This is a genomic window from Actinacidiphila yanglinensis, assembly GCF_900107965.1.
In the GTDB taxonomy this organism is placed as follows: domain Bacteria; phylum Actinomycetota; class Actinomycetes; order Streptomycetales; family Streptomycetaceae; genus Actinacidiphila; species Actinacidiphila yanglinensis.
Genome location: NZ_FNVU01000013.1, coordinates 66,620 through 88,829, shown reverse-complemented (window position 1 = coordinate 88,829; position 22,210 = coordinate 66,620). Strand labels below are relative to the sequence as shown.

The following is a 22,210-nucleotide window of genomic DNA, read 5'->3' as shown; positions in this document are numbered from 1 at the left end:
GAGACCCTACTTGCGGTTCTGCCCCTCCCACTCGACATAGCGGCCCGACTCGCGGACGAGGCCCGCGAGGAACCACAGAACGACCGCCATGTCATCCGTCCGGCCCAGCACCGGGATCACGTCCGGGACCAGGTCGAACGGCGAGAGCAGGTAGAGCACGGGGAACATCGTGACCGCGGTCAGCCGGCCGCGGGTCAGTCCCGGGTAGCGGCGGCGCAGCACCGCCAGCACCATCCGCGGCACCGCGGCCAGCCGGCTCGGCAGGCGGGGCGCGCCCGGGCGGCGGCGCTCGATGTACAGCCCCCATCCGGAGCGCTCCGGGCCGCCTTGCGGCGTGCGGTCGCGCGTGCGGTCGGGCGTACGGTCCGGGGTGCGAACGGGTCGGGCCATGTCCGTCCTTCCTGGGCGTGTGCAGATCTTTTCGCCGTTCCTGTGCATTTCCGCCGTGCCCTCTTTGCGCATCCTGCGGTGTCCCGGGTAGGAGAGCCCGTGCAGCCGCTCACGCGGGGCGGTGGGACGAGTGGTCATGGGGTGAACGCCGTGGAGGACGCACGATCCCGCGAGACGTGTACGGATCTGGTGTGCCGGCCGGGTGCGGCCGCCGAGGCCAGAAGCGCGGCGAGAGCGTTCCTCGACGGCCTGTCCCCCCAGGTGGGGGTCCGTGTCGCCGAGAACCTGCTGCTCATGGTCTCCGAACTCGTCACGAACGCGATCCGACACGCGGGTGGGGCACTCGAAGTACGCTTCAGCAGCACTCCGGGGAGCCTGCACGTCGCCGTCGACGACGCCAGCCCCGCGCCGCCCCGGCTGCGGCAGCCGGACTGGACCGGGCGCGGCGGCGGCTTCGGCTGGTCGATGGTGTACAAGATCGCGGACGGCCTGGCGGTCAGGCCGCGCGGCGACGGCGGCAAGACCGTGGTGGCCTTCCTCGCGCGCTGACCGATGCGGTGACTCGCGTGGTGGACGGCGGGCACACACGGCGATGCGCCGCTCCGCTTCGGGCGGGGCGGCGCATCCTGTGCGCGCACCGGCGGCTACCGGTGGCCGTACGGGCGCCGGTCCAGTGCGGCGATACCGATTGCCGCGAGGCCGATCTGGATCAGCCACTCGATCCAGTCCACGCCGTTCGTGTGCTGCACGTTCAGCCAGCCGGCGATCGCGGCGCCGATGAACGCGGCCACGATGCCGATCAGGATCGTCCACAGCACTCCGATGTGCTGGCGGCCCGGCACGACCAGACGCCCCAGCACACCGATGATCAGGCCGATGATGACGGCGCTGATGACCCCCGAGATCTCCACGACTACCTCCACACGTTGCTGTCGGCGGGGTGCACCCTCCCTGGTGGCGGTGCACCCTCAGCGGTCGCCTGCCCCCGCCCCGCCCCCGCACACGGCCGCCCTCGCACCCGCGCCGCCGCCCGGTGCGTGCCCGTGGCCTATGCGAAACAGGGGCTTGCCGGGCGTATTGATCCGCGCGGGACGGGGTATACGGCTCGCGTCACGTCAAAGGGAGCGACGGGGAACGTGCGGAGCACGGGCAAGGGGCGAGGGGATGAACGACGGCAGGGCGATCGAGCGGGACCGGTCCGTGGCGAGGCCGCCCGACCTGTGGGCGGGCGCGGCCTACGACGGTGACACCGGTTCCATCGCGGTGGCCCGTGCCATGACCGCGGCCTTCCTCGACCGCGCCCGCGACGTGCACGGCCTGCCGGTCCCGCCCCGCGCGCACGCCGACGCCCAGCTCGTGGTGAGCGAACTCGTCACCAACGCCGTGAAGTACGCCCCCGGGCCCTGCGTGCTCAACCTGGAGATCCGCGGGCCGGTGCTGGAGATCACCACCTGGGACACCGACGCGAACCTGCCGCTGGCCCGCGCCGCGGAGCCGTTCCGGATCGGCCAGCACGGCCTGGAGATCGTCTTCGCGCTCTGCGACGGCTTCGAGGTCCGCCGCGAGCCGGTCGGCAAACGGATCACCGCCCGCCTCGCCCTCGGCCCGCTCGGCCCGTTCGACGTGTAGCCGGCCCGCGGGGTGCCCGCCCGAGCGGGACCCCGCCACACGCGGTGGGGCGGGGACCTGTGGTGTCCGGTCCCCGCCCCGCGGTGAACGTGTCCGTGATCAGGCCACGGCGTCCGACAGCTCGGCGAACTCCTCGTCGGTCAGCTCCACTCCCGCTGCCGCCACGTTGTCCTCCAGGTGCGCCACCGAGGAGGTGCCCGGGATCGGCAGCATCACGGGGGAGCGGCGCAGCAGCCAGGCCAGCGCGAGCTGGGAGGGGCTCGCGCCGTGCCGCTCGGCGAGGGCGGTCAGCGGCCCGCCGGGCTTGGCCAGCTCACCGGTGGCCAGCGGGAACCACGGGATGAAGGCGATGCCCTGCCCCTCCGCGTGGTCCAGCAGCTTCTCCGCGGAGCGGTTGGCCAGGTTGTACAGGTTCTGCACGGACGCGATCTCCGCGACCGCCCGGGCCGCCTCCAGCCGGTCGACGTCGACCTCGGAGAGCCCGATGTGCGCGATCTTGCCCTCGTCCTGGAGCAGCTTCAGCTCGCCGACCTGGTCCTCCAGCGGCACCTTGGGGTCGATCCGGTGGAGCTGGAAGAGCGGGATGCGCTCCAGGCCCAGGTGCCGCAGGCTCATCTCGGCCTGCTGCCGCAGGTATTCCGGCCGCCCGACCGGCTCCCAGTCGCCCGGACCGGACCGGGTGAACCCCGCCTTCGTGGCGATCACCAGGTCCTCGGGATACGGGTGCAGCGCCTTCTTGATCAGCGGCTCGGCCACCACCGGACCGTACGAGTCGGCGGTGTCCAGGAAGTCGACACCCAGCTCCACCGCCCGGCGCAGCACCCGCACCGCCTCGTCGGGATCCTTCGGGTCGCCCCACACTCCGGGGCCGGTCAACTGCATCGTCCCGAATCCCAGACGGGTGACCGGCAGCTGCTCCGACAGCGAGAACCGGCCGGACGCCTTGGCGGGCTGGGTCTGCGTGCTCACGACGCACACTCCTTCCACGGGCACCCCGCCACGCGGAGTGTTCCGCTCGGATGATCCACCGGGCCGGCTCGACCCGGCCACACCTTCGAACAACCCCGCGGCGAGGGGTCCGTATTCCGGGCCTCGTACGGTCGTCTGATTGCATGGGTGCCGCGGAGCCGGTCGACCGACCGGCGAACCGACCAGCACGGAACTTACCGAGGAGGGGCCCGATGCGCTACACGCGACTCGGATCGACGGGTCTTGAGGTGTCGGCGATCAGCCTTGGCTGCATGAGCTTCGGCCAGCCGGACCGGGGCAACCACGAGTGGACGCTGGACGAGGAGGCCAGCCGCGACCTGATCAAGCGGTCGCTGGACGCCGGCGTCACCTTCTTCGACACCGCCAACGTGTACTCCGACGGCAGCAGCGAGGAGATCACCGGCCGCGCGCTGCGCGACTTCGCCAGCCGCGACGAGGTCGTCATCGCCACCAAGGTGCACGGGCGGATGCGGCCGGGCCCCAACGGCGGCGGGCTGTCCCGCAAGGCGATCATGACCGAGATCGACCACAGCCTGCGCCGGCTCGGCACGGACTACGTGGACCTCTACCAGATCCACCGGTGGGACCACGAGACGCCGATCGAGGAGACCCTGGAGGCGCTGCACGACGTGGTGAAAGCCGGCAAGGCCCGCTACATCGGGGCCTCGTCCATGCACGCCTGGCAGTTCGCCACGGCGTTGTTCACCGCGGAACGCCACGGCTGGACGCGCTTCGTGTCGATGCAGAACCACTACAACCTGCTCTACCGCGAGGAGGAGCGGGAGATGCTGCCGCTCTGCGCGGACCAGGGCATCGGCGTGATCCCGTGGAGCCCGCTGGCCCGCGGCCGGCTGACCCGTCCCTGGGACGAGGTGACCGCCCGCACCGAGACCGACGAGTTCGGCCGCACCCTCTACCACCCCGCGGACCGCGTCGTGGTGGAACGGGTGGCCGAGGTCGCCGCGGCGCGCGGCGTCCCGGCCGCGCAGGTCGCCCTCGCCTGGATGCACCGCAACCCGCTGATCACCGCGCCCATCGTCGGCGTCACCAAGGCCCGCCACCTGGACGACGCGGTGGCGTCCCTGGACGTCGAGTTGACCGGCGAGGAGGTGGCCCGGCTGGAGGAGCCGTACGTCCCGCACGCGGTCGCCGGCTTCCGCTGACAGGCCCGGGCCGGGGGCGGGGCCCGTTCGATCGGGTCGGGGTCGGCCGGCGCGAACCGGCCACCCCGGGTGGACGCGGCGGTCGGGGGCAGACGGTCCCGGGAGACGAGGAGGCCCTCATGCCCGTGACGTTCCGCAAGTCCTTCCACATCTTCCCCGGCGTGCGGCTCAACGTGAACCGCAAGTCGCTGTCGCTCACCCTCGGCCGCAAGGGCGCCCACCGCACCTGGTCGACCACCGGCCGGCGCACCACCTCGGCGGACCTGCCGGGGCCCTTCGGCTACCGGCACTCCGACCGCGGCCGCTGAGCCCGCGGACGAGCGTCCCGCGCCGCCGCCACGGCGCGGGTCAGCGCTCCTGGCCGCCGTGCCAGGTCGACCAGAGCGCGGCGTAGGCGCCCTCGGCCGCCACGAGTTCGTCGTGGGTGCCGATCTCGGTGAGCCGGCCGTTCTCCATGACCGCCACCCGGTCCGCGTCGTGGGCGGTGTGCAGGCGGTGCGCGATCGCGATGACGGTCCGGCCGCGCAGGACGCCGGCCAGCGCGCGCTCGGTGTGGCGGGCGGTGCTCGGGTCGAGCAGCGCGGTCGCCTCGTCGAGGATCAGCGTGTGCGGGTCGGCCAGCACGACCCGCGCCAGGGCCAGTTGCTGGGCCTGCGAGCCGTCCGTGCGGTAACCCCCCTCGCCCAGCTCGGTGTCCAGGCCGGACGGCAGTTCCTCGGCCCAGTCCGCGCCCACGGCCGCGAGCGCGCCGCGCAGCTCGTCGTCCCGGGCGGTGGGCGCGGCGATCAGCAGGTTGTCCCGGACCGTGCCGAGGAAGACGTGGTGCTCCTGGGTGACCAGGACGACGTGGCGGCGCAGCTGCTCCGGTCCCAGGGCGGCGACCGGCACCCGACCCACCGTCACCGTGCCCGTGTCCGGCGCGTCGATGCCCGCCAGCAGCCTGCTCAGGGTGGACTTGCCCGCGCCGGAGGGACCGACGAGCGCCAGCCGCTCGCCGGGACGCACCGTCAGGTCGACGCCCCGCAGGACCTCCGCCCCGGCGCCGTACGCGTAGTGCGCCCCGACCACGTCGATGCGGTCGTCGACCGGGACGGGTACGCCGGCCGGCGTGACCTGCGGGGCCGCGCCCAGGCCCTCGACCCGGGCGAAGGACGCGCTGCTGCTCTGCAACTGCTCGACCCACATCAGGATCGCGTCCAGCGGCTCGGACAGCTGCCGCAGGTACAGGGCCGCGGAGACCACCGCGCCCAGGCTCATCGCGCCGTGCGCGTGCAGCAGGCCGCCGACCATCAGCACGGCGACGACGGGCAGGACGTAGGAGAAGTCCACCGCGGGGAAGAACACCGTGCGCAGCCCGAGCGTCCGGGTCCTGGCCCGGCGGGAGACCTCGAGGGCCTCACGGATCGCCGTGCCCCGCCGCTCCTGCAACCCGAACATCTCGACCGTGCGGGCGCCGGTGACGGTGGCGGAGAGCACCTCGGTGACCGCCGAGTTGGCCGCGCCCTCGGCGAGGTAGGCGGCGCGCGCCCGGCGCAGGTACCAGCGCAGCGCGAACCAGATCCCGACCAGGCCGATGAGGCCGCAGCAGCCGAGCAGCGGGTTGAGCACGAACACCGCGCCGAGGATGAACAGCGCCTGGACCAGGGCGATCAGTACCTCCGGACCGGCATCACGCAGCGTGGTGCCGACGGCGGCGACGTCGGTGGTGCCGCGCGCCGTGAGGTCCCCGCTGCCGGCCCGCTCCACGACCGACGCCGGCAGCGTCAGCGCCCGGTCGACGAACTGCTCCCGGACTCGGGCGAGGGTGCGCTCGCCGAAGCGGTGCCCGGCGTAGCGGGCCCAGCGCGCGAGCAGGAACTGGGCCAGCGCGAAGAGCAGGATGGTGAGCGCCAGCCGGTTCACCGCGCCCATGTCGCCGCCCGCCTGCACGTCGTCGACGATGCGGCCGACCAGCCACGGTCCGACGAGTCCGGCCGCGGCGGTCAGCGCGTTGAGCCCGAGTACGCCGGCGAACGCGCGGCCGTCGGCGCGGACCAGCCGTGCGGCCGCTCGGCCCACCGCGGACGGTTCGGCGATCGGAAGATGCGCGGTCATCAGCGGGCCTCCTCGGTCCGGACCCCGGCCCGCCCGGACACGGGGTGCTCACCGGCGTCGTCGTCCTCGTCCGTGCCGCGGTCCACCAGTGCGCGGTAGCCGCTTTCCCGGCGCAGCAGCTCGCGGTGACTCCCGGACGCCGCGACCTTCCCGTCGACCAGGTAGTGCACGGTGTCGGCCTGGTCCAGCAGGACCGGCGAGGTGGCGGTGACCACGGTCGTGCGGCCGGACCGGGCCGCGCGCAGCCGGTCGGCCACGGCGGCCTCGGTGTGCGCGTCGAGCGCGGAGGTCGGCTCGACGGCCAGCAGCACCTCGGGATCGGCCAGCAGCGCCCGCACCAGCCGGACCCGCTGGCGCTGGCCCCCGGACAGGTTGCGGCCCTGCGCGTCCATGAGGGTGCCGAAACCGTCGGGCAACCCGTCGACGATGTCCTGCGCGGCGGCCGCGTGGACCGCCCGGGCCAGCACGTCGCCGTCGGGGTGGCGGCGGCCGGAGACCATGTCGCGCAGTGGGCCGGCGAACAGGTCCGCCTCGTTGTCCGCGACCAGGATGCGGTCCCGGACCTGCGCCGCCGCCACCCGGTCCAGCCGGACCGCCCCCCAGGTGACGGCCGAGCCGTCGAGGCCGCCGAGCCGGTCCACCACCTCGGCGGCCTCCGCGGGCCGGGCGCTGACCAGCGCGGTGAGGGTGCCCGGCGCCACCGCCACCCCGGAGGCCGGGTCGTGCAGCACCGATGGTTCGGCGGGCGGCTCGGCGCCGCTCTCCCCGCCGTTTCGGGCCGGCGACGCCGAGGAGGTCGAGGGAGCCGGGGACTCCGGGGACAGCGACAGGAAGCGCACGACCCGCTGGGCGCCGACCAGCCCGCGCGTGATGTCGTATCCGCACTCGATGAAGAAGGCGACCGGCACCACCAGCACCGCGACGTAGCCGTAGACCCCGACGAACTCGCCCACGGTGATGGTCCCCTGCACGGCCAGGCGGGCGGCCATCCAGGTCACGACGGCGAGGAAGAGCATCGGCAGCCCGACGCCGAGCGCCTGCACCCAGCTCGTCACGGCGCCCACCCGGTAGCCCTGCGCGGTCAGTTCGCGGGACCGGACGCGGAAGGCGTCGGCGAACAGGTTCTTGCCGCCGAGGCCGTTGAGCACCCGCAGCCCGCCCGACAGGTCGCCGATCCGGGCAGTCAGGCCGCCCTGCTGCTCGCGGTAGACCGCCTCCGCCCCGCGCAGCCGTCCCAGCAGCGGCCCGACCAGCAGGGCGATGACCGGCACGCCGAGCAGCACCACCGCCGCCAGCGACACCGAGATCGACAGCAGCAGGGCCGCCACCACGAGGAACGCGATCACCGCGCCGACGCCCGGGCCGGTCATGGTGAGGGACTGGCTGATCTGCAGGACGTCGGTGACGCCGATCGTGACGATCTCGCCGGCGCGGGCCTGGCGCGGCAGTGAGGCGCCCAGCCGGGTCGCGTGCCCCACCACCGACTTGACGGTGCGGAAGGTCGCGTCCATCCGCAGCCTGGTCATGGTGCGGTGCCGCATGATGCTCACCCAGGAGTTGACCGCGCCCAGGCAGAGCAGCACGCCGCTCCACGCGGTGAGCGCACCCATGCGTCCCGGCTCCAGCCCGTCGTCGATCGCCCGCGACAGGACGTACGGGAAGAGCGTGGTCAGCACCATCCAGACCGTGCCGAGCAGCGCGCCGCCCGCCGCCCGGTGGGGCTGGCTGGCGAGCAGCCACCACAGGTAGCGGCCCGGGCCGCGCCGGTCCGGGGTGCCGGGGTCGGCGTACGCGTCGATCACCGGTGGCACCCACGTTTCTCGCGGTCGGGACGGGGACGCGGGAGCGGCGAGGCGGGGTGCATGTCCGCCACCCTTGCAGAGCACCCCGTCGGCGGGCCAACCTATATTCCGGCCGAACCCGCTGGTGCGGGGCTTTTCCGGCCACCGTCGCGGCACGGCTGTCCCGGCCCCGTCCCGAGGGCGTCGCAGGGCCGTAACAACCGCTCGCGCAGGGGAAGATCGCGGCGTGAGCGCGAATCGCACGGGCATACGGCTGTCATGGGACTCATCGGTTGGATCATTCTGGGACTGCTCGCGGGTGCGATCGCCAAGCTCCTGCTGCCCGGGCGTGACCCGGGTGGCGTGCTCGGCACCGTCGTCATCGGCGTGGTCGGCGCGTTCCTCGGCGGCTGGCTGTCGGCCAAGCTGCTGGACAAGCCCGTCACGCACCACTTCTTCAACGGCGCCACCTGGCTGTCGGCGATCGGCGGCTCGCTGGTGCTGCTGGTCGGCTACCGCCTGCTGTTCGGGAACTCCCGGGACCGCCGCTGAGCGGGCGCGGCCGGGGGACCCCCACCACCGCGCCACCCCCGATCGGCCGTCGTGCGCGGGCCGGGCCGCCGCCCGCCGCGCACAATGACCGGAGCGGCACCACGGCATCCGGAGCGGCACCAGGAGCGGAACATGAGCGCAACGGCGGACATCGGCGTGACCGGTCTGGCCGTCATGGGCAGCAATCTCGCCCGGAACTTCGCCCGCCACGGCTACACCGTGGCGCTGCACAACCGCACCACGGCCAGGACCACGGCCCTCGTCGACGCGCACGGCGACGAGGGCTCGTTCGTGGCCACCGAGACCCCCGAGGAGTTCGTGGCCGCCCTCAAGCGTCCCCGCCGGCTGCTCGTCATGGTCAAGGCCGGCGACCCCACGGACGCGGTGATCCGCGAGTTCGCCCCGCTGCTCGAAGAGGGCGACGTGATCATCGACGGCGGCAACGCCCACTTCGAGGACACCCGGCGCCGCGAGCGGCAGCTGCGCGAGCAGGGCATCCACTTCGTGGGCACCGGCGTGTCCGGCGGCGAGGAGGGCGCGCTGAACGGCCCGTCCATCATGCCCGGCGGCTCCCCGCACTCGTACGAGTCGCTGGGCCCGATGCTGGAGAAGATCGCCGCCAAGGCCGACGACGGCGCGCCCTGCACCACCCACATCGGGCCGGACGGCGCCGGCCACTTCGTGAAGATGGTGCACAACGGCATCGAGTACGCCGACATGCAGCTCATCGCGGAGGCGTACCACCTGCTGCGCGCGATCGGCGGCTACGACCCGCAGCAGATCAGCGAGATCTTCCGGACCTGGAACACCGGCCGGCTGGACTCGTACCTGATCGAGATCACCGCGGAGGTGCTGGCCCACACCGACGCGGCCACCGGGAAGCCCTTCGTGGACGTCGTCGCCGACCAGGCCGAGCAGAAGGGCACCGGCCGCTGGACCGTGCAGATCGCGCTCGACCTCGGCGTGCCGGTCTCCGGGATCGCCGAGGCGGTCTTCGCCCGCGCCCTCTCCGGCCACGCCGACCTGCGGGCCGCCTCCCGCGGCCTGCCGGGCCCGCAGGCCAAGGCACTGAAGGGCGAGGCCGCGGCCACCTTCGCCGACCAGGTCGAGCAGGCGCTGTACGCGTCGAAGATCGTCTCCTACACGCAGGGCTTCCACCAGATCCAGGCCGGCAGCGACGCCTACGGATGGGACATCGACCTGGGCCGGATCGCCTCGATCTGGCGCGGCGGCTGCATCATCCGGGCCGCGTTCCTCGACCACATCACCGCCGCCTACGAGGGCCGCCCCGACCTGCCCAGCCTGCTGTCCGACCAGCGGTTCGCCGAAGAGATCGGCGCCGCCCAGGACGACTGGCGGGCGGTCGTCGCCGCCGCCGCGCACGGCGGGGTGCCCGCCCCCGGCTTCTCGGCCGCGCTCGCCTACTACGACGCGCTGCGGGCCGAGCGGCTGCCCGCCGCGCTCACCCAGGCGCAGCGGGACTTCTTCGGCGCGCACACCTATCGGCGCGCGGACCGCGAGGGCGTCTTCCACACGCTCTGGGGCGGCGACCGCAGCGAGGTCGACGCCGGGTGAACTGCGTAAGCGTGCGCAGCGGGGGCATGCGAGTACGCACAGGGCACGGGGCGTGCCCCGGCGAAAGGTAGGTCGGGAATGATCGAGCCCGCTGATCTGCGCGAGTGGCGCGACCACGACGTGGTCGACGAGGACAGCCACAAGATCGGCGCCCTGGAGGCGGTGTACGTGGACACCACGACCGACCAGCCCGCGATGGCGACGGTCCGCATCGGACTGCCCACCCGGCACCGGTTGGTGTTCGTGCCCGTCTCGGCAGCAGTGACCGGTCCGGGCTACGTACGGGTCCCCTATACGCGGGAGCTGGTCAAGTCGGCCCCTTCGATCGGGACGGACGACGTCCTCCCGGTCGAGGACGAGGAGGCGGTCTTCCAGCACTACGGGATCCCGTACGAGCCCGCGGCCAAGGGCGCGCGACAGCTCGCCCGCCGCTGACCGGTCGGACGGTCCGGGCGGCTCCGGGCCTGCCGATCCGGTCGGCGCCGCCCCCCCACGCCAGGAAAGGACAGCGGACCATGAGCGTGTTCCTTCTGCTGATCATCGTGGCGATCGTCCTCGGCCTGATCGGCGCGGTCGCCGGGGGCCTCGGCTTCCTGCTCGTGATCGGCGTCGTCGTGTTCGTCGCCGACCTGGCCTGGGGCTTCTGGCGGCTGCGCCGCGGCCGGCCGCGGCCGGTCCGCTGAGGCGGCCGGCGGCCCATGAGTTCCGTTACCGACTGGGTGTCGACCTCCTCGGGTCTGGGCGTCTACGCGGTCGTCGGCGCCCTCGTCTTCTGCGAGGACGCCCTCTTCTTCGGCTTCGTGCTGCCCGGTGAGACCGCGGTGGTGCTCGGCGGCGTCGTCGCCAGCCAGGGCCGGGTGTCGGTGTACTGGATGTGCGCGGTGGTGGTGTTCGCCGCGATCGCCGGGGACAGCGTGGGCTACGAGGTCGGCAACCGGTTCGGCCCGCGCATCCTGGAGACCAAGCCGTTGCGCGGGCACCGTGAGCGGATCGGCAAGGCCGAGGAGCTGATCCGCCGCCGTGGCCCGGCCGCGGTCTTCCTCGGGCGCTTCGTCGCCTTCTTCCGCGCGCTGATGCCCGCGCTCGCCGGTATCTCCCGGATGCCCTACCGGGTCTTCCTCGCCTACAACGCGGCGGGCGGGCTGGTGTGGGGCGTCGGCTTCACGCTGCTCGGCTACTACGCGGGCGACGCGTACAAGCGGGTCGAGCGCACCGCGGGCACGGCCGTGGCGGTCGTGGTGGCGGTGGTCGTGGTCGCCGCGTTCGTCTACTGGGAGATCAGGCGGCACCGGAAGCAGGCGGGGGAGCAGGAGCAGGACGGCGGGCCCGACGACGCGGACGGCAATGGGAGCGGCGACGGGTCGGACGGCGACGGCTCCGCGCGGCCCGAGCGGCCGGACGGACCGGGCGGGTCCCACCGGCTGGACGGGGACGGGCGGTCCGAGCACGACGGCCACTGATCCGCCTGCTGCCGCCCGGCCTGCTTTTCCTGCCTGCCTGCCTGCCCGCCCGCCCCGCAGCCGGCGCGCGGCGGGCCGCGCGGGACAATCGGCGGCTATGGGAGCCGACATCCACGGGCAGGTCGAGTGCCGGCCTGCGTACCGCATCCTCGACGAGGACGACGCGCCCTGGCGCCCCGCGATCGATCTTCATCTGCTCTACGGCGGGCGGGACTACGACGTGTTCGGCTGCCTGTTCGGCGTGCGCAACCACGCCGGGCTCCGGCCGCTGGCCGCCGGCCGCGGGCTCCCGGGTGACGTGTCGACCGAGGTCCGGCGGGAGTTCGCGTCGGGGGAGGGGCTCTTCCACAGCGCCACCTGGATCGGCTGGCCCGAAGTGGCCGCCGCCGACTGGGACGAGCCCGCGGAGCGCGCGGACGCGCGGGTCCACGAGTACGCCCCCGTGCCCGGCGGCGGTTGGGAGCTCGCCGGGAAGTCCTTCCAGGACACCGGCGGCCGGCCGGTGGGCGCCGAGTGGACCCGGGACGGCCGCCGTTTCCGCGTCGCCCGCATGACGCGCCGCGAGGCCGTCCCGCCGGACGGTACGTGGGCCCCGGTGTGGACGGTCATGCGCGCGCTCGCCGGCGTGCACGGCGCGGCGAACGTCCGCCTGGTCGCCTGGTTCGACAACTGAGAGGCCCCCGGCCCGAGTTCGAACGATCCGTACAGGATGTGCGGATACCGCAACGATTCGGGCCCCGGCGGTTCGACCCGGCTCCGGGCGAGAAGCCGGTAGGTATGCGTTCCACGTCCCTCCACCGCGCGAGCGGGGCCGCCGGCCGGCGCCGCACGAGGCGGACGGCCCCGGTGGCCGCCGTCGCCGCCGCGGTGCTGGCCCTCGGGACGGCCGGGTGCGGTGGCGGCGGGGCGTCGGACACGGCCGCCGGGTCGTCCTCCCCGCCGGCCGCGACGGGAAGCACCTCGCCCCCCGCGACGGGAAGCAGTTCGGCCGCCACGCCGGCGCATACGACCCCGGCGGCGCCGAGCGGGGTGCGGACCGAGGCGGCCGGAGACCGGTGCACCGTCGCCGACCTGAAGATGACGCTCGGCCGGGGCGATCCGGGCGCGGGGCAGGTCTACTACCCGCTGCGGTTCACGAACACCTCGTCGCACACCTGCGTGCTCCACGGCTTCCCCGGGGTGTCACTGATCCAGGGCGACGGCAGCACGACAGGGACGCCCGCCGGACGCGAGGGCGCCAGGGGCGGCGCGGTCCGGCTCGGGCCCGGAAGAATCGCCGAGGCCGACCTGCACACCCTCAACCAGGGGGTCAGGGGCGGCAGTTGCTGGCGGACACCGACCCTGCTCAAGGCGTACCCTCCAGGTTCGAAGGACGCCATGACCCTGGCCGCGAGCCGCCTCGTCGTCTGCGGCGGCATGTTCGACGTCGGCGCCGTCCACTGACCGGGCCGCCGTCCCGCAGTACCTCGCCGTACACCCGCAGCACCCGCCGTACCGCCGTACCCGCAGCACCCCCGTCACCCAGGAACCGAGCGAAGGGCCGCCATTGACCGTCAAGGGGATCGACGTCGCGTCCTACCAGTCCACCACCTACAGCACCGACGGCCTCGGCTTCGTGATGGTCAAGGCCACCGAGGGCACCGGGTACGTCAACCCCCGCCACGCCGCCCAGGTCGCGCACGCCCGCGCCGAGGGCGTGGTCGTCGGGCACTACCACTTCGCCCGCCCCGGCAGCATGTCCGCGCAGGTCTCGTACTTCTTCCAGCACGCCGGCGCGAAGGCGGGTGACATCCTCGCGCTCGACTGGGAGGACACCGGCGTGTCCGGGGCCGACAAGGACGTCTTCGTCAAGGCGGCGCAGCGGGCGTCGCCCTCGCACCGGGTACTGCTCTACTGCAACCGGGACTTCTGGCTGAACCGCGACACGACGTCGTACTGCGGCGACGGCCTGTGGATCGCCGACCCGGACGCGGCCGCCGGGCATCCGCGGGTGGAGCACGCCTGGACCGTGCACCAGTACAGCTCCGCGGGCGGCCTGGACCGCAACGTCGCGAACTTCGCGAGCGTCGCCGCGCTCCGGACCTGGGCGGCCAAGCACGCCGCCGCCGAGCCGGGCCACGAGCCCTTCCCGGGCGCGGCCTGGTTCACCGTCGGCCGCAAGTCCCCGATCGTGGCCGCGATGCACGCGCGGCTGGTCGCGGTCGGCTGCGACCACTACCAGAGCACCGCGAACAAGGACGTCATCGGTTCGGGTGACATCGCCTCCTACGAGGCATGGCAGCGCAAGTACAGCACTGAGCACCACAAGGGGTGGACCGGAGACGCACTGAAATGGCCCCCGGGCAAGGAGAGTTGGGACGCGCTGAAGGTGCCGGACGTCTGATCCGCCCCGGCCTGCCACGGCCCGGCGCGGGCGGGCCGCTCCGCGGCCGAGCGGGTGACGCCCGGGCGCCGGGCCGTTAGCGGCGGCCCGCTGCGGGAAGAGCGCCACCATGGAGCCCATCGAGGCACTGGACCGGATCGCCTTCCTGCTGGAGCGCGCGCTGGAGCCCGGCTACCGCGTCCGGGCGTTCCGGAACGCCGCCGACGTCGTCGCCGCGCTGCCGCACGCCGAGATCGAGCAGCGTGCCCGTACCGGGCGGCTCACCGACCTCAAGGGGATCGGCAGGACCACCGCCCAGGTCATCGCCGAAGCGTGCGCGGGCGGCACCCCCGCCTACCTCGCCGACCTCGAACGCGACCGGGCCGCGCCACCCCCGGACGGCGTCGGCCGGGCGCTGCGGGCCGCGCTGCGCGGGGACTGCCACGTGCACTCCGACTGGTCCGACGGCGGCAGCCCGATCGAGGCGATGACGCGCACCGCGCGCGACCTCGGGCACTCCTGGATGGTGCTCACCGACCACAGCCCGCGGCTGAAGGTGGCCCGCGGGCTGTCCGCGGAGCGGCTGGTGCGGCAGCTCGACACGGTCGCGGAGATCAACGAACGGTTGGCGCCGTTCCGGCTGCTGACCGGGATCGAGTGCGACATCCTCGCCGACGGCGGCCTCGACCAGAGCGACGACCTGCTCGACCGCCTGGACCTGGTCGTCGCCTCCGCGCATTCCGAACTGCGTATGCCCGCAGCGGAGTTCACCCGTCGGCTGGTGGCCGCGGTGAGCAACCCGCTGGTCGACGTGCTCGGCCACTGCACCAACCGGCTGATCGGCGCGGCCAAGCAGCGCCCCGAGTCGGCGTTCGATCCCGAAGCCGTCTTCGCCGCCTGCGCCCGGGCCGGCACCGCGGTCGAGATCAACAGCAGCCCGCACCGGCTCGACCCGCCGCGCCGCCTGCTCGCCCTCGCCCGCGACCTGGGCACCCTGTTCTCCGTCGACAGCGACGCCCACGCCCCCGGCCAGCTCGACTGGCAGATCGACGGCTGCGCCCGCGCCGAGGCGGCCGGCATCCCCGCGGACCGGATCCTCACCACCTGGACCGCCGAGGAGCTGCTGACCTGGACCGCCACCCGGCTGCCCCCGGGCCGGCAGCCCTGAGCGACGAGCGTCCGGGCGCCGTCGCGGCAGGATGCCGCCCGGCACGGCGATCCCGCGGGGTGAGGGGTCGTCAGACCCGGGTGCCGCCGGCCGCCGCGATCTCCTCGCGGGCGGCCCGCACCAGGGCCGCGTTGTCCGGCGCCGCGGCACCGTCCGGCAGGACCAGGGTGTCCTCCAGGCCGATGCGCGTGTCGAGGCAGCGCCGGGCGGCCAGCCGCAGCACGGGCCACGCGCCGCCCTCCTCGCCGTGCAGGAGGACCGGGCCGCGGCCGGCGCGGTCCAGGCCGTCCAGCGCGGCCAGTTCGTCCAGCAGGGCGGTCGCGGTGGCGGCCGCGGTCGACGGGTCGTGGTCGGTGACCTCCGCGAGGACCCGCAGCACGCGGTGGGCGTGCGGCCACGCCCGCAGCCGGGCCGGCGCGTCGGTGCCCGAGAAGACCCCGGCCTCCACGCCGATGCCGGTCGACATCAGCGCGGTGGCGACCAGGTCGGCGCCGTCCTCGTGCCAGTTGACCGAGGCGTGGTCGGGGAGCACCGACCAGGACCGCACCAGTTCGGCCCGCCGCCGCGGGTCCGGTTCGGTCCACTCGCCGGTGGTCACGCCGATCGGGACGCCGGGCGCGGACGCCCGCACCGCGGCGACCGCGGCGTCCACGGCCACGGCCGCCATCGTGTCGGCACCCTTGCCGTCCTTGGGGTGGATGTGGATCGAGCGGGCGCCGAGCAGGACGGCCTCAGCGGCCGCGTCACCGAGCTGCTGGGGGGTCACCGGCAGCCGCTCGCACGCGGATCGGTCTCTGGCGCCGTTCAGGCATACCTGGAGCATGGCGTGATCATCCCAGCCGGGACCGAGGTCCCTGATCAGCCGTGGCCGTCCCGGCGCCGCCGTGTCCGGGGCATCGGCCGTTCGGCGGGCGCGCGGACCCCGTGTCGCGGCGCGCCCCGGTGGCCGCGGACGCGGACGCGGCGGGTCCGGCCGGACGTCCGGCCGGACCCGCCAGGTACTGCACGGTCCGATGTGACGGTGGCTCAGATCGTCGTGCAGACCGTGCCGTTCAAGGTGAAGACGGTCGGGGCCGGATACGCGCCGCTGTTGGCCCCGGTGAACCCGAAGTCCGCCGAGTTGCCGCCGTTCGCGGCGAGCGTGCCGTTCCAGTCGACCGGTGTGGCCACCACGGTACGCCCGGACTGGCTCAACTGCGCGTTCCAGAACCCGGTGACCGTCTCGTCCGCGCCACTCGGGAAGGTGAACGCCAGCGTCCACCCGGTGATCGGTGCCGGACCGGTGTTCGTGACGTTGACGTCCGCGTTGAAGCCGTTCCCCCAGCCGCCGGTGAGCCGGTAGGACACCCGGCAGGTCGAGTCCGCGGGTGTGCCGGTGCGGACGGTCACCGGGGCCGAGGGCGGCGACAGCCGGCCGGCCGCGTCCCGGGCCAGGACGTTCCAGGTCGAGGTGGTGCCCGGGGTGAGGTTGTGGACGGTCGCCGAGCCGCCGGTGGAGGTGGCCAGCAGCTCGCTGCTGGTGCCGTTGGCCCGGTAGACCTCGTACCGGTCGGCGGCGCCGCCCGCCGACGGCGTCCAGGACACCGTCGCCGAGGAGTCGCCCACCGCCGTCACCGTCACCCCGCCCGGCGCGGAGAGCGCCGAGGTGCTGCCCGCCGCCGGGCGCAGGGTGAGCGTGGTGATCGAGTACGGCGGCAGCGTCGCGGCGCCGGTGTCGCTCGTGGTGGACGTCCGGATCGACGTCGCCCCGTCGCCGTAGAAGGCCACGCCCGCCGAGGACGGGTCCGGAGTGAATCCCGCGTAGTGCAGGGCCACCTGCGCGCTGTTCGCCGGGTCCTTGTTGATCAGCATCACGCTCAGCGAGCCGTCCGCGCGCCGCACCGCGTGCGCCGACACCAGCGCGCTCGTCGTGCCCGCGCCCACCAACTGGTCACCTGGGCGGCCGAGTTCGCTGAGCATCCTGATGGCGTAGTAGGTCGGGAACGGCGTGTTCAGCGCGGGCTCGCAGACCTGCTCCACGCAGGTACCGCTGGAGAGGATGCCGTAGTCCTGGAAGTCCGTGGCACCGTCGGGCGCCGTGCTGATCGCCTGCGGGCCGTTGTGGGTGTCCCACCAGTCCACCGTGAACACCCCGCTCTCCAGGGCGGTCAGGTAGGTGTCCGCGCCGAACAGGGCGTTCGGCTGGGTGTCCTCGTCGACCTCGGAGTTCACCTCGGTGAGGGCCACCGGCAGATCACCCGCACCCGCCTGCACCAACTGGTCCTTGAGCTGGGCCAGTTCGCCGGTCAGCTGGGTCGGCTCGCCGAGCATCTGCGCGGCGCCGGAGCCGCCCGGGTACCAGTGCACGATCACGAAGTCGGCCTTGCCGACAATGAGCGGGATCACCGTGTGGTTCCAGTCGGCGGTCTCGCCCGCGGCCATCACGCCGTCCGGCCAGTTGCCCGGCAGCGTCAGCACCGCGCCCACCTTCACCGTGGGGTCCACCGCCTTCATCGCGGCGGCGTACTGCGCCACGCTGTTCGCGTAGGCGGTCGGGGAGGTGTCGGCGTGGTCGTCGGTCTCCCAGCCGGAGCCGTAGTGCCCGTTGCCGTAGACCTCGTTGCCGACCTCCCAGTACTTGTCGCCGTACCCCTTGGTGACGTTGGCGTACCTGACCCAGTCCGCCGCCTCCTGCGGGGTGCCCGAGCCGTAGTTGGCGATCAGCATGGGCTGCGCGCCGATCTTCTGCACCGTGCCCATGAACGCGTCGAAGTCCGTGCCCGGGGCCACGTACCCGCCCGGCGCGGAGTTGTCCTTCCAGTGGTAGATGTCGCCGTAGGAGCCGCCGGGGTAGCGGAGCATCCCGACGTTCGCGGCCTGCAGCAGGTCCTGGACCTGGGGGACGTTCATCTGGTCGTCCCACACGGCGCTGTTGAGGCCGTACGCGGTGCCTGGGACGGTGCCGAACCCCTCGTCGGCGTTCACGGTCACGTCGACGGGGGAGGGCGCGGGGTCGGAGGCGGCGGCGGTGGCCGTGGCGCCGCCGGCCAGCAGCGCGGCGCCGAGCACGGCGGCCGAGGCGCCCGCGGCGAGGCGGCGCCACCAGGGCGCGGCGGGCTGGGGTCTGCGGATGAGGACGAGCACGGTTCTCTCACCTTCGTCAGGCGGGACGTGGGGGGCGTGCTTACCTGTGGGAGCGCTCCCATATTTGGGCCGGGCCGTCCCCGTGTCAATCCTCGCGACCGCCGCCCCGGGCGCGAACTCACCGTTGCTTCCCGGGAGTCGGCGGGTACGGGTACGAAGTCCGCGCCGCGCGGGCGGCGTCAGCGGGCGTTCAGGACGTCGTAGCCGATGAAGGTGAACATCCTCTCGCCGGACGGGAGTCGGCCGGGCGCGCCGGTGCGGCGGTGCACGCCCACTCCCTGGCGTACACCGGGCTCGGAGATCCGGACCCGTTCGAAGCCGCGCTCCTCCAGCCAGCCGCAGACCCGGGGGAAGAGGTCGGGGTCCTTGCGGTTGCGGGTCCAGACGACGAGACCGCCGGGCGCGCACAGGTGACCGAGGAAGCCGGTGGTCCGCTCGATGTCGGCGGGTGAGATGTTGCCGAACACGCCCACCATGAGGACGAGATGGGCGGGTACGGCATCCAGGTAGGCGTCCGTGAGGGAGGCGTCGCCGGTGACCACCTCGACGCCGGAGAGGCCGAGCGCGGCGGCGGCCTCGCGTGCGGCCTCGGTGTTGCGGGGGTCCAGCTCCACCAGCCGGGCCGAGACGTCCGACCGGCGCGGGTGGCCGGCGAGGGCGCCCAGGATGTCGCGTCCCTCCCCGGCGCACACGCTGACCACTCGCAGCGGTCCCGGCGGGGCTTCGTCAAGGGCGGACGTGATGTGCGCGGTGACCGTGCGCAGCCGCCGGGTGAGCTCGGAGTCGGGGGAGCCGTAGGCGCTGTGCCAGGCGTGCCAGTCCAGACCGGTCACCGTAGGAGGCGGCGGCGCCCGGCCGCACCGGATTTGCCGGGTGGCAGGACGACCGGGTCGCGGGCCTGCATGGCGGTGCGGCGGTCAGTCCCCGAGCCGGTCGATCTGGCGGATCTTGTTGGTGACGTCGAGCGCTGCGACCTTGTAACTCTCCGCAAGTGTCGGGTAGTTGAAAACGGCGTCGACCAGGTAGTCCACGGTGCCGCCGCAGCCCATCACCGCGCTGCCGATGTGGATGAGTTCGGTCGCGCCGGTGCCGAAGCAGTGCACGCCCAGCAGCTTGCGGTCGGCGGGCGACACCAGCAGTTTGAGCATGCCGTGGGCGTCGCCGATGATCTGGCCCCGGGCCAGCTCGCGGTAGCGGGACACGCCGACCTCGAACGGCACCGAGGCGTCGGTGAGCTGGTCCTCGGTGCGGCCGATGAAGCTGATCTCGGGGATGGTGTAGATGCCGATCGGCTGGAGGTCCGGCATGCCGTGCACCGGCTCGTCGAACGCGTGGTACGCGGCGGTGCGGCCCTGCTCCATCGAGGTCGCGGCGAGCGCCGGGAAGCCGATCACGTCGCCGACGGCGTAGATGTGCGGCACCGCGGTGCGGTAGTGCTCGTCGACCGAGATCCTGCCGCGCTTGTCCGCGCTCAACCCGGCTCGCTCCAGGCAGAGTTCCTCGGTGAGGCCTTGGCGCCCGGCGGAGTACATCACCGCGTCCGCGGCGATCTTCTTCCCGCTGGCCAGCACCGTCAGGGTGCCGCGCTCGTGCCGCTCCACCGCCGCGACGGTCTCCCCGAAGCGGAAGGTCACCGCGAGGTCCCGCAGGTGGTACTTGAGCGCCTCGATCACCTCGGCGTCGCAGAAGCCGAGCATGGCCTCCCGCTGCTCGACCACCGTGACCTTGCTGCCGAGCGCGGCGAACATCGAGGCGTACTCCATGCCGATCACACCCGCGCCCACGATCACCATCGAGCGCGGCACCCGCTCCATGCACAGCACGCTGTCGGAGTCCAGGACCGTGCGGTCGTCGAACTCCACGCTCGCCGGGCGGGCCGGGCGGGTGCCGGTGGCCACCACCACGAAGTCCGCGGTCACCGCCCGCTCGCGGCCCGAGGCGTCGGTGACGGCGACGGTGTGCTCGTCGAGGAACCGGCCGGTGCCGGACAGCAGCGCGACCTGGTTGCGGCTGAGCTGGCTGCGGATCACGTCGACCTCGCGGCCGACCACGTGCTCGGTCCTGGACGTCAGGTCGCCGATGGTGATGTCGTCCTTGAGCCGGTAGCTCTGCCCGTACATGTCCCGCTGGTTGAGCCCGGTGAGGTAGAGCACCGCCTCGCGGAGCGTCTTGGAGGGGATGGTGCCGGTGTGCAGCGAGACCCCGCCCAGCGTTCCCGGGCGGTCCACGATCGCCGCACGTCTGCCGAGCTTGGCCGCGGCTATCGCCGCCTTCTGCCCGCCGGGACCCGAACCGATGACCAGTATGTCGTAGTCGCGCACCCGCAGAGTCTGTCACCGTCGCCCGTGGCTGCGGAAGGCGGGGGAAGCGGCGGTTCGGTGACGCTTCGGGGCGCGGCGCGGTGGGGCGCGTCAGGTCCGGCCGGAACGGTCCGTGCGGCCGCGCAGGCTCCGGTCGGCCAGGGTGAGGACGGTGAGGCCCAGGCTGATGCCGATCATGATCCAGGCGATGAGGTGGATGCCGTGGTCGCTGACCCGGTGGTGGAAGACGATCCCGGTGATGGCGGACGACGCGATCGAGCCGACATACCCGAAGGTCCGCAACAGGCCGGCCGCGGTGCCGAGTTGCTCCGGCGGCGCGTGGGTGTAGAGGGCGGTCTGGTAGCCGGCGACGGCGAAGCCCGTCGAGGCGCCGAACACGAAGGTGACCAGCGCGACGACGCCGATCCAGACGCCGGAGTCGAGCAGGAGCACGCCGGCGGAGCCGGCCAGGGCGGTCAGCGCGGCGGCGATGACGGGGCCGCGCACCATGTTCCGGCGCGAGATCAGCGCGATCACCACCCCGGAGACGAGGGTCATCGGCAGCAGCAGGAGTCCGGAGGCCGACTCGCTGTAGCCGCGCACCGCCTCGACCCACTGGGTGACGCCGTAGAGCACGACGTACTGGCAGAGCATGACCAGTCCGAAGAGCACGTAGGTATTGGTGAGCGCCGGGCGCGCGGCCAGCAGACGGACATCGAGGAAGGGACTGGCCGCGCGCAGCTCCCACAGGATGTCGGCCGTCCACAGCACGAGGGAGAGCGCGAGGATCCACCAGTGGGCGGTGGGGAGTTGGAAGAGGAAGACCAGCAGGGCGAGCATCGCGGCGGCGAAGCCGGCGATCCCCGTCACGTCCAGGCGCGAGGCGACCTCGCGCAACCGGAACCCTTTCAGCGGCCCGTCGGCCTCGACCCAGACCAGGGCGGTGGCGAGCGCGGCCAGCGCGACCGGGATGTTGACGAGGAACACCGCCCGCCAGCCGAAGCCGCTGACCAGCAGACCCCCCACCGGCAGGCCCAGCGACGCGGTGGCGACGCCGGCGATCTGCAGGCCGCCGAGCACGCCGCCCGGCGGCTGCTCCAGGCCCGTCCGGCGGGCCCGCTCGCGGATCAGCAGCATGGCGGTCGGGTAGGCGCAGGAGGTGCCTATGCCGATCAGGACGCGGCTGACCAGCAGGGCGAGCAGGTTCCGGGCGAGCCCGCCGACCAGCCCGCCCACCCCGACGGCCACGATCCCGGTGACCAGCACGCGGCGCGGGCCGAAGACCTCGCCCGCCTTCCCCGCCGTGGGTTGCGCCACCGCGCTGGCCAGGTACAGCGCCGTCACCAAGGTGGCGGTCTGCCCGATCGACACGCCGATGCCGTGCGCGATCGGGACCAGGGCGGTGGCGATGAGCGAGCTGTTGATCGGGTTGAGGGCCGAGCCGACGTACAGCGGCGTCAGGAAACGCCAGGAGAAGGCCCGCTCGCGTGCCGGGCTGGTGGCCGGCGCCGTTGACGAGGTCTGCGACGGCATGCGTGACTCCCTTGCCGCACCCCCCGGGGCGCGCATCGGTGTTTCTTCGCTGGGTGTTCGGGACGGCGGACGGCCGCGGTTCGGCGGGTG

The 22,210-nt window shown here is 73.5% G+C and carries 23 protein-coding genes; 13 read left to right on the top strand and 10 right to left on the bottom strand.

From position 1 onward, the window contains the following. Positions 1-6: 6 nt before the first annotated feature. The gene (locus tag C4U44_RS26755; RefSeq protein WP_103888589.1) at positions 7-390 is read right to left on the bottom strand and encodes a YkvA family protein; all 384 of its coding nucleotides are present in this window, start codon (positions 388-390) and stop codon (positions 7-9) included. A gap of 150 nt (positions 391-540) precedes the next feature. On the opposite strand from C4U44_RS26755, the gene C4U44_RS26750 reads away from it, so the two are divergent. Continuing rightward, positions 541-939, top strand: a complete 399-nt coding sequence (locus C4U44_RS26750) for an ATP-binding protein (RefSeq protein WP_160145104.1) — start codon at positions 541-543, stop codon at positions 937-939. 95 nt (positions 940-1,034) lie between these two features. On the opposite strand, the gene C4U44_RS26745 is transcribed toward C4U44_RS26750, so the two are convergent. Continuing rightward, a complete protein-coding gene (locus C4U44_RS26745) occupies positions 1,035-1,301 on the bottom strand; it encodes a GlsB/YeaQ/YmgE family stress response membrane protein (RefSeq protein ID WP_103888588.1) in 267 nt (88 codons plus the stop codon). 253 nt (positions 1,302-1,554) lie between these two features. Here C4U44_RS26745 and C4U44_RS26740 point away from each other — a divergent pair, with 253 nt between their 5' ends. After that, entirely contained in the window at positions 1,555-2,019 is a 465-nt protein-coding gene (locus C4U44_RS26740) for an ATP-binding protein (protein ID WP_200823414.1), read from the top strand. A gap of 99 nt (positions 2,020-2,118) precedes the next feature. On the opposite strand, the gene C4U44_RS26735 is transcribed toward C4U44_RS26740, so the two are convergent. Further along, positions 2,119-2,988 (bottom strand): aldo/keto reductase, encoded by an 870-nt coding sequence (locus C4U44_RS26735; protein WP_103888587.1) that lies wholly within the window; start codon positions 2,986-2,988, stop codon positions 2,119-2,121. 212 nt (positions 2,989-3,200) lie between these two features. Between C4U44_RS26735 and C4U44_RS26730 the strand changes: the two genes are divergently transcribed. Next, entirely contained in the window at positions 3,201-4,172 is a 972-nt protein-coding gene (locus tag C4U44_RS26730) for an aldo/keto reductase (RefSeq protein ID WP_103888586.1), read from the top strand. Positions 4,173-4,291: 119 nt separating this feature from the next. Next, complete coding sequence (locus tag C4U44_RS26725; protein WP_103888585.1) at positions 4,292-4,480, top strand: DUF4236 domain-containing protein; 189 nt, start codon at positions 4,292-4,294, stop codon at positions 4,478-4,480. Between the two features lie 40 nt (positions 4,481-4,520). Here C4U44_RS26725 and C4U44_RS26720 read toward each other — a convergent pair whose 3' ends face one another. Together C4U44_RS26720 and C4U44_RS26715 are read right to left on the bottom strand one after the other, a co-directional pair. Then, on the bottom strand, positions 4,521-6,266 hold the full coding sequence (locus C4U44_RS26720) for an ABC transporter ATP-binding protein (RefSeq protein ID WP_103888584.1): 1,746 nt from the start codon (positions 6,264-6,266) through the stop codon (positions 4,521-4,523). Further along, the gene (locus C4U44_RS26715) at positions 6,266-8,068 is read right to left on the bottom strand and encodes an ABC transporter transmembrane domain-containing protein (protein WP_146088347.1); all 1,803 of its coding nucleotides are present in this window, start codon (positions 8,066-8,068) and stop codon (positions 6,266-6,268) included. The genes C4U44_RS26720 and C4U44_RS26715 overlap by 1 nt, the downstream gene beginning before the upstream one ends. 258 nt (positions 8,069-8,326) lie before the next feature. Here C4U44_RS26715 and C4U44_RS26710 point away from each other — a divergent pair, with 258 nt between their 5' ends. From C4U44_RS26710 to C4U44_RS26675, 9 genes are all read left to right on the top strand, one after another. Beyond that, the gene (locus tag C4U44_RS26710) at positions 8,327-8,599 is read left to right on the top strand and encodes a GlsB/YeaQ/YmgE family stress response membrane protein (RefSeq protein ID WP_103888582.1); all 273 of its coding nucleotides are present in this window, start codon (positions 8,327-8,329) and stop codon (positions 8,597-8,599) included. Positions 8,600-8,731: 132 nt separating this feature from the next. Continuing rightward, a complete protein-coding gene (gene gndA / locus C4U44_RS26705; RefSeq protein WP_103888581.1) occupies positions 8,732-10,174 on the top strand; it encodes an NADP-dependent phosphogluconate dehydrogenase in 1,443 nt (480 codons plus the stop codon). Between the two features lie 78 nt (positions 10,175-10,252). Further along, positions 10,253-10,609, top strand: a complete 357-nt coding sequence (locus C4U44_RS26700; protein ID WP_103888580.1) for a PRC-barrel domain-containing protein — start codon at positions 10,253-10,255, stop codon at positions 10,607-10,609. Positions 10,610-10,689: 80 nt separating this feature from the next. Continuing rightward, positions 10,690-10,857 (top strand): hypothetical protein, encoded by a 168-nt coding sequence (locus tag C4U44_RS42025; protein WP_200823413.1) that lies wholly within the window; start codon positions 10,690-10,692, stop codon positions 10,855-10,857. Positions 10,858-10,872: 15 nt separating this feature from the next. Next, positions 10,873-11,634: a DedA family protein gene (locus C4U44_RS26695; RefSeq protein ID WP_103888579.1), complete on the top strand. Its 762-nt coding sequence runs from the start codon at positions 10,873-10,875 to the stop codon at positions 11,632-11,634. Between the two features lie 97 nt (positions 11,635-11,731). Further along, positions 11,732-12,307 (top strand): hypothetical protein, encoded by a 576-nt coding sequence (locus C4U44_RS26690; protein ID WP_103888578.1) that lies wholly within the window; start codon positions 11,732-11,734, stop codon positions 12,305-12,307. A 104-nt stretch (positions 12,308-12,411) separates the two neighbouring features. Next, positions 12,412-13,077, top strand: coding sequence for a DUF4232 domain-containing protein (locus C4U44_RS26685; protein WP_103888577.1), 666 nt, complete (start codon positions 12,412-12,414; stop codon positions 13,075-13,077). A 103-nt stretch (positions 13,078-13,180) separates the two neighbouring features. Continuing rightward, positions 13,181-14,017, top strand: a complete 837-nt coding sequence (locus tag C4U44_RS26680; protein ID WP_103888576.1) for a GH25 family lysozyme — start codon at positions 13,181-13,183, stop codon at positions 14,015-14,017. Positions 14,018-14,126: 109 nt separating this feature from the next. Further along, complete coding sequence (locus C4U44_RS26675) at positions 14,127-15,164, top strand: PHP domain-containing protein (protein ID WP_103888575.1); 1,038 nt, start codon at positions 14,127-14,129, stop codon at positions 15,162-15,164. Between the two features lie 70 nt (positions 15,165-15,234). Here the strand turns inward: C4U44_RS26675 and C4U44_RS26670 are convergent, their stop codons facing one another. From C4U44_RS26670 to C4U44_RS26650, 5 genes are all read right to left on the bottom strand, one after another. Then, on the bottom strand, positions 15,235-15,987 hold the full coding sequence (locus tag C4U44_RS26670; RefSeq protein WP_103888574.1) for a 3-keto-5-aminohexanoate cleavage protein: 753 nt from the start codon (positions 15,985-15,987) through the stop codon (positions 15,235-15,237). 203 nt (positions 15,988-16,190) lie between these two features. Next, entirely contained in the window at positions 16,191-18,287 is a 2,097-nt protein-coding gene (locus tag C4U44_RS26665; protein WP_200823412.1) for a cellulose binding domain-containing protein, read from the bottom strand. Between the two features lie 179 nt (positions 18,288-18,466). Then, positions 18,467-19,120, bottom strand: coding sequence for a class I SAM-dependent methyltransferase family protein (locus C4U44_RS26660; protein ID WP_322973676.1), 654 nt, complete (start codon positions 19,118-19,120; stop codon positions 18,467-18,469). 84 nt (positions 19,121-19,204) lie between these two features. After that, a complete protein-coding gene (gene sthA, locus C4U44_RS26655; protein WP_103888573.1) occupies positions 19,205-20,608 on the bottom strand; it encodes a Si-specific NAD(P)(+) transhydrogenase in 1,404 nt (467 codons plus the stop codon). Between the two features lie 90 nt (positions 20,609-20,698). Further along, a complete protein-coding gene (locus C4U44_RS26650) occupies positions 20,699-22,120 on the bottom strand; it encodes an MFS transporter (RefSeq protein WP_103888572.1) in 1,422 nt (473 codons plus the stop codon). Positions 22,121-22,210: the final 90 nt, after the last annotated feature.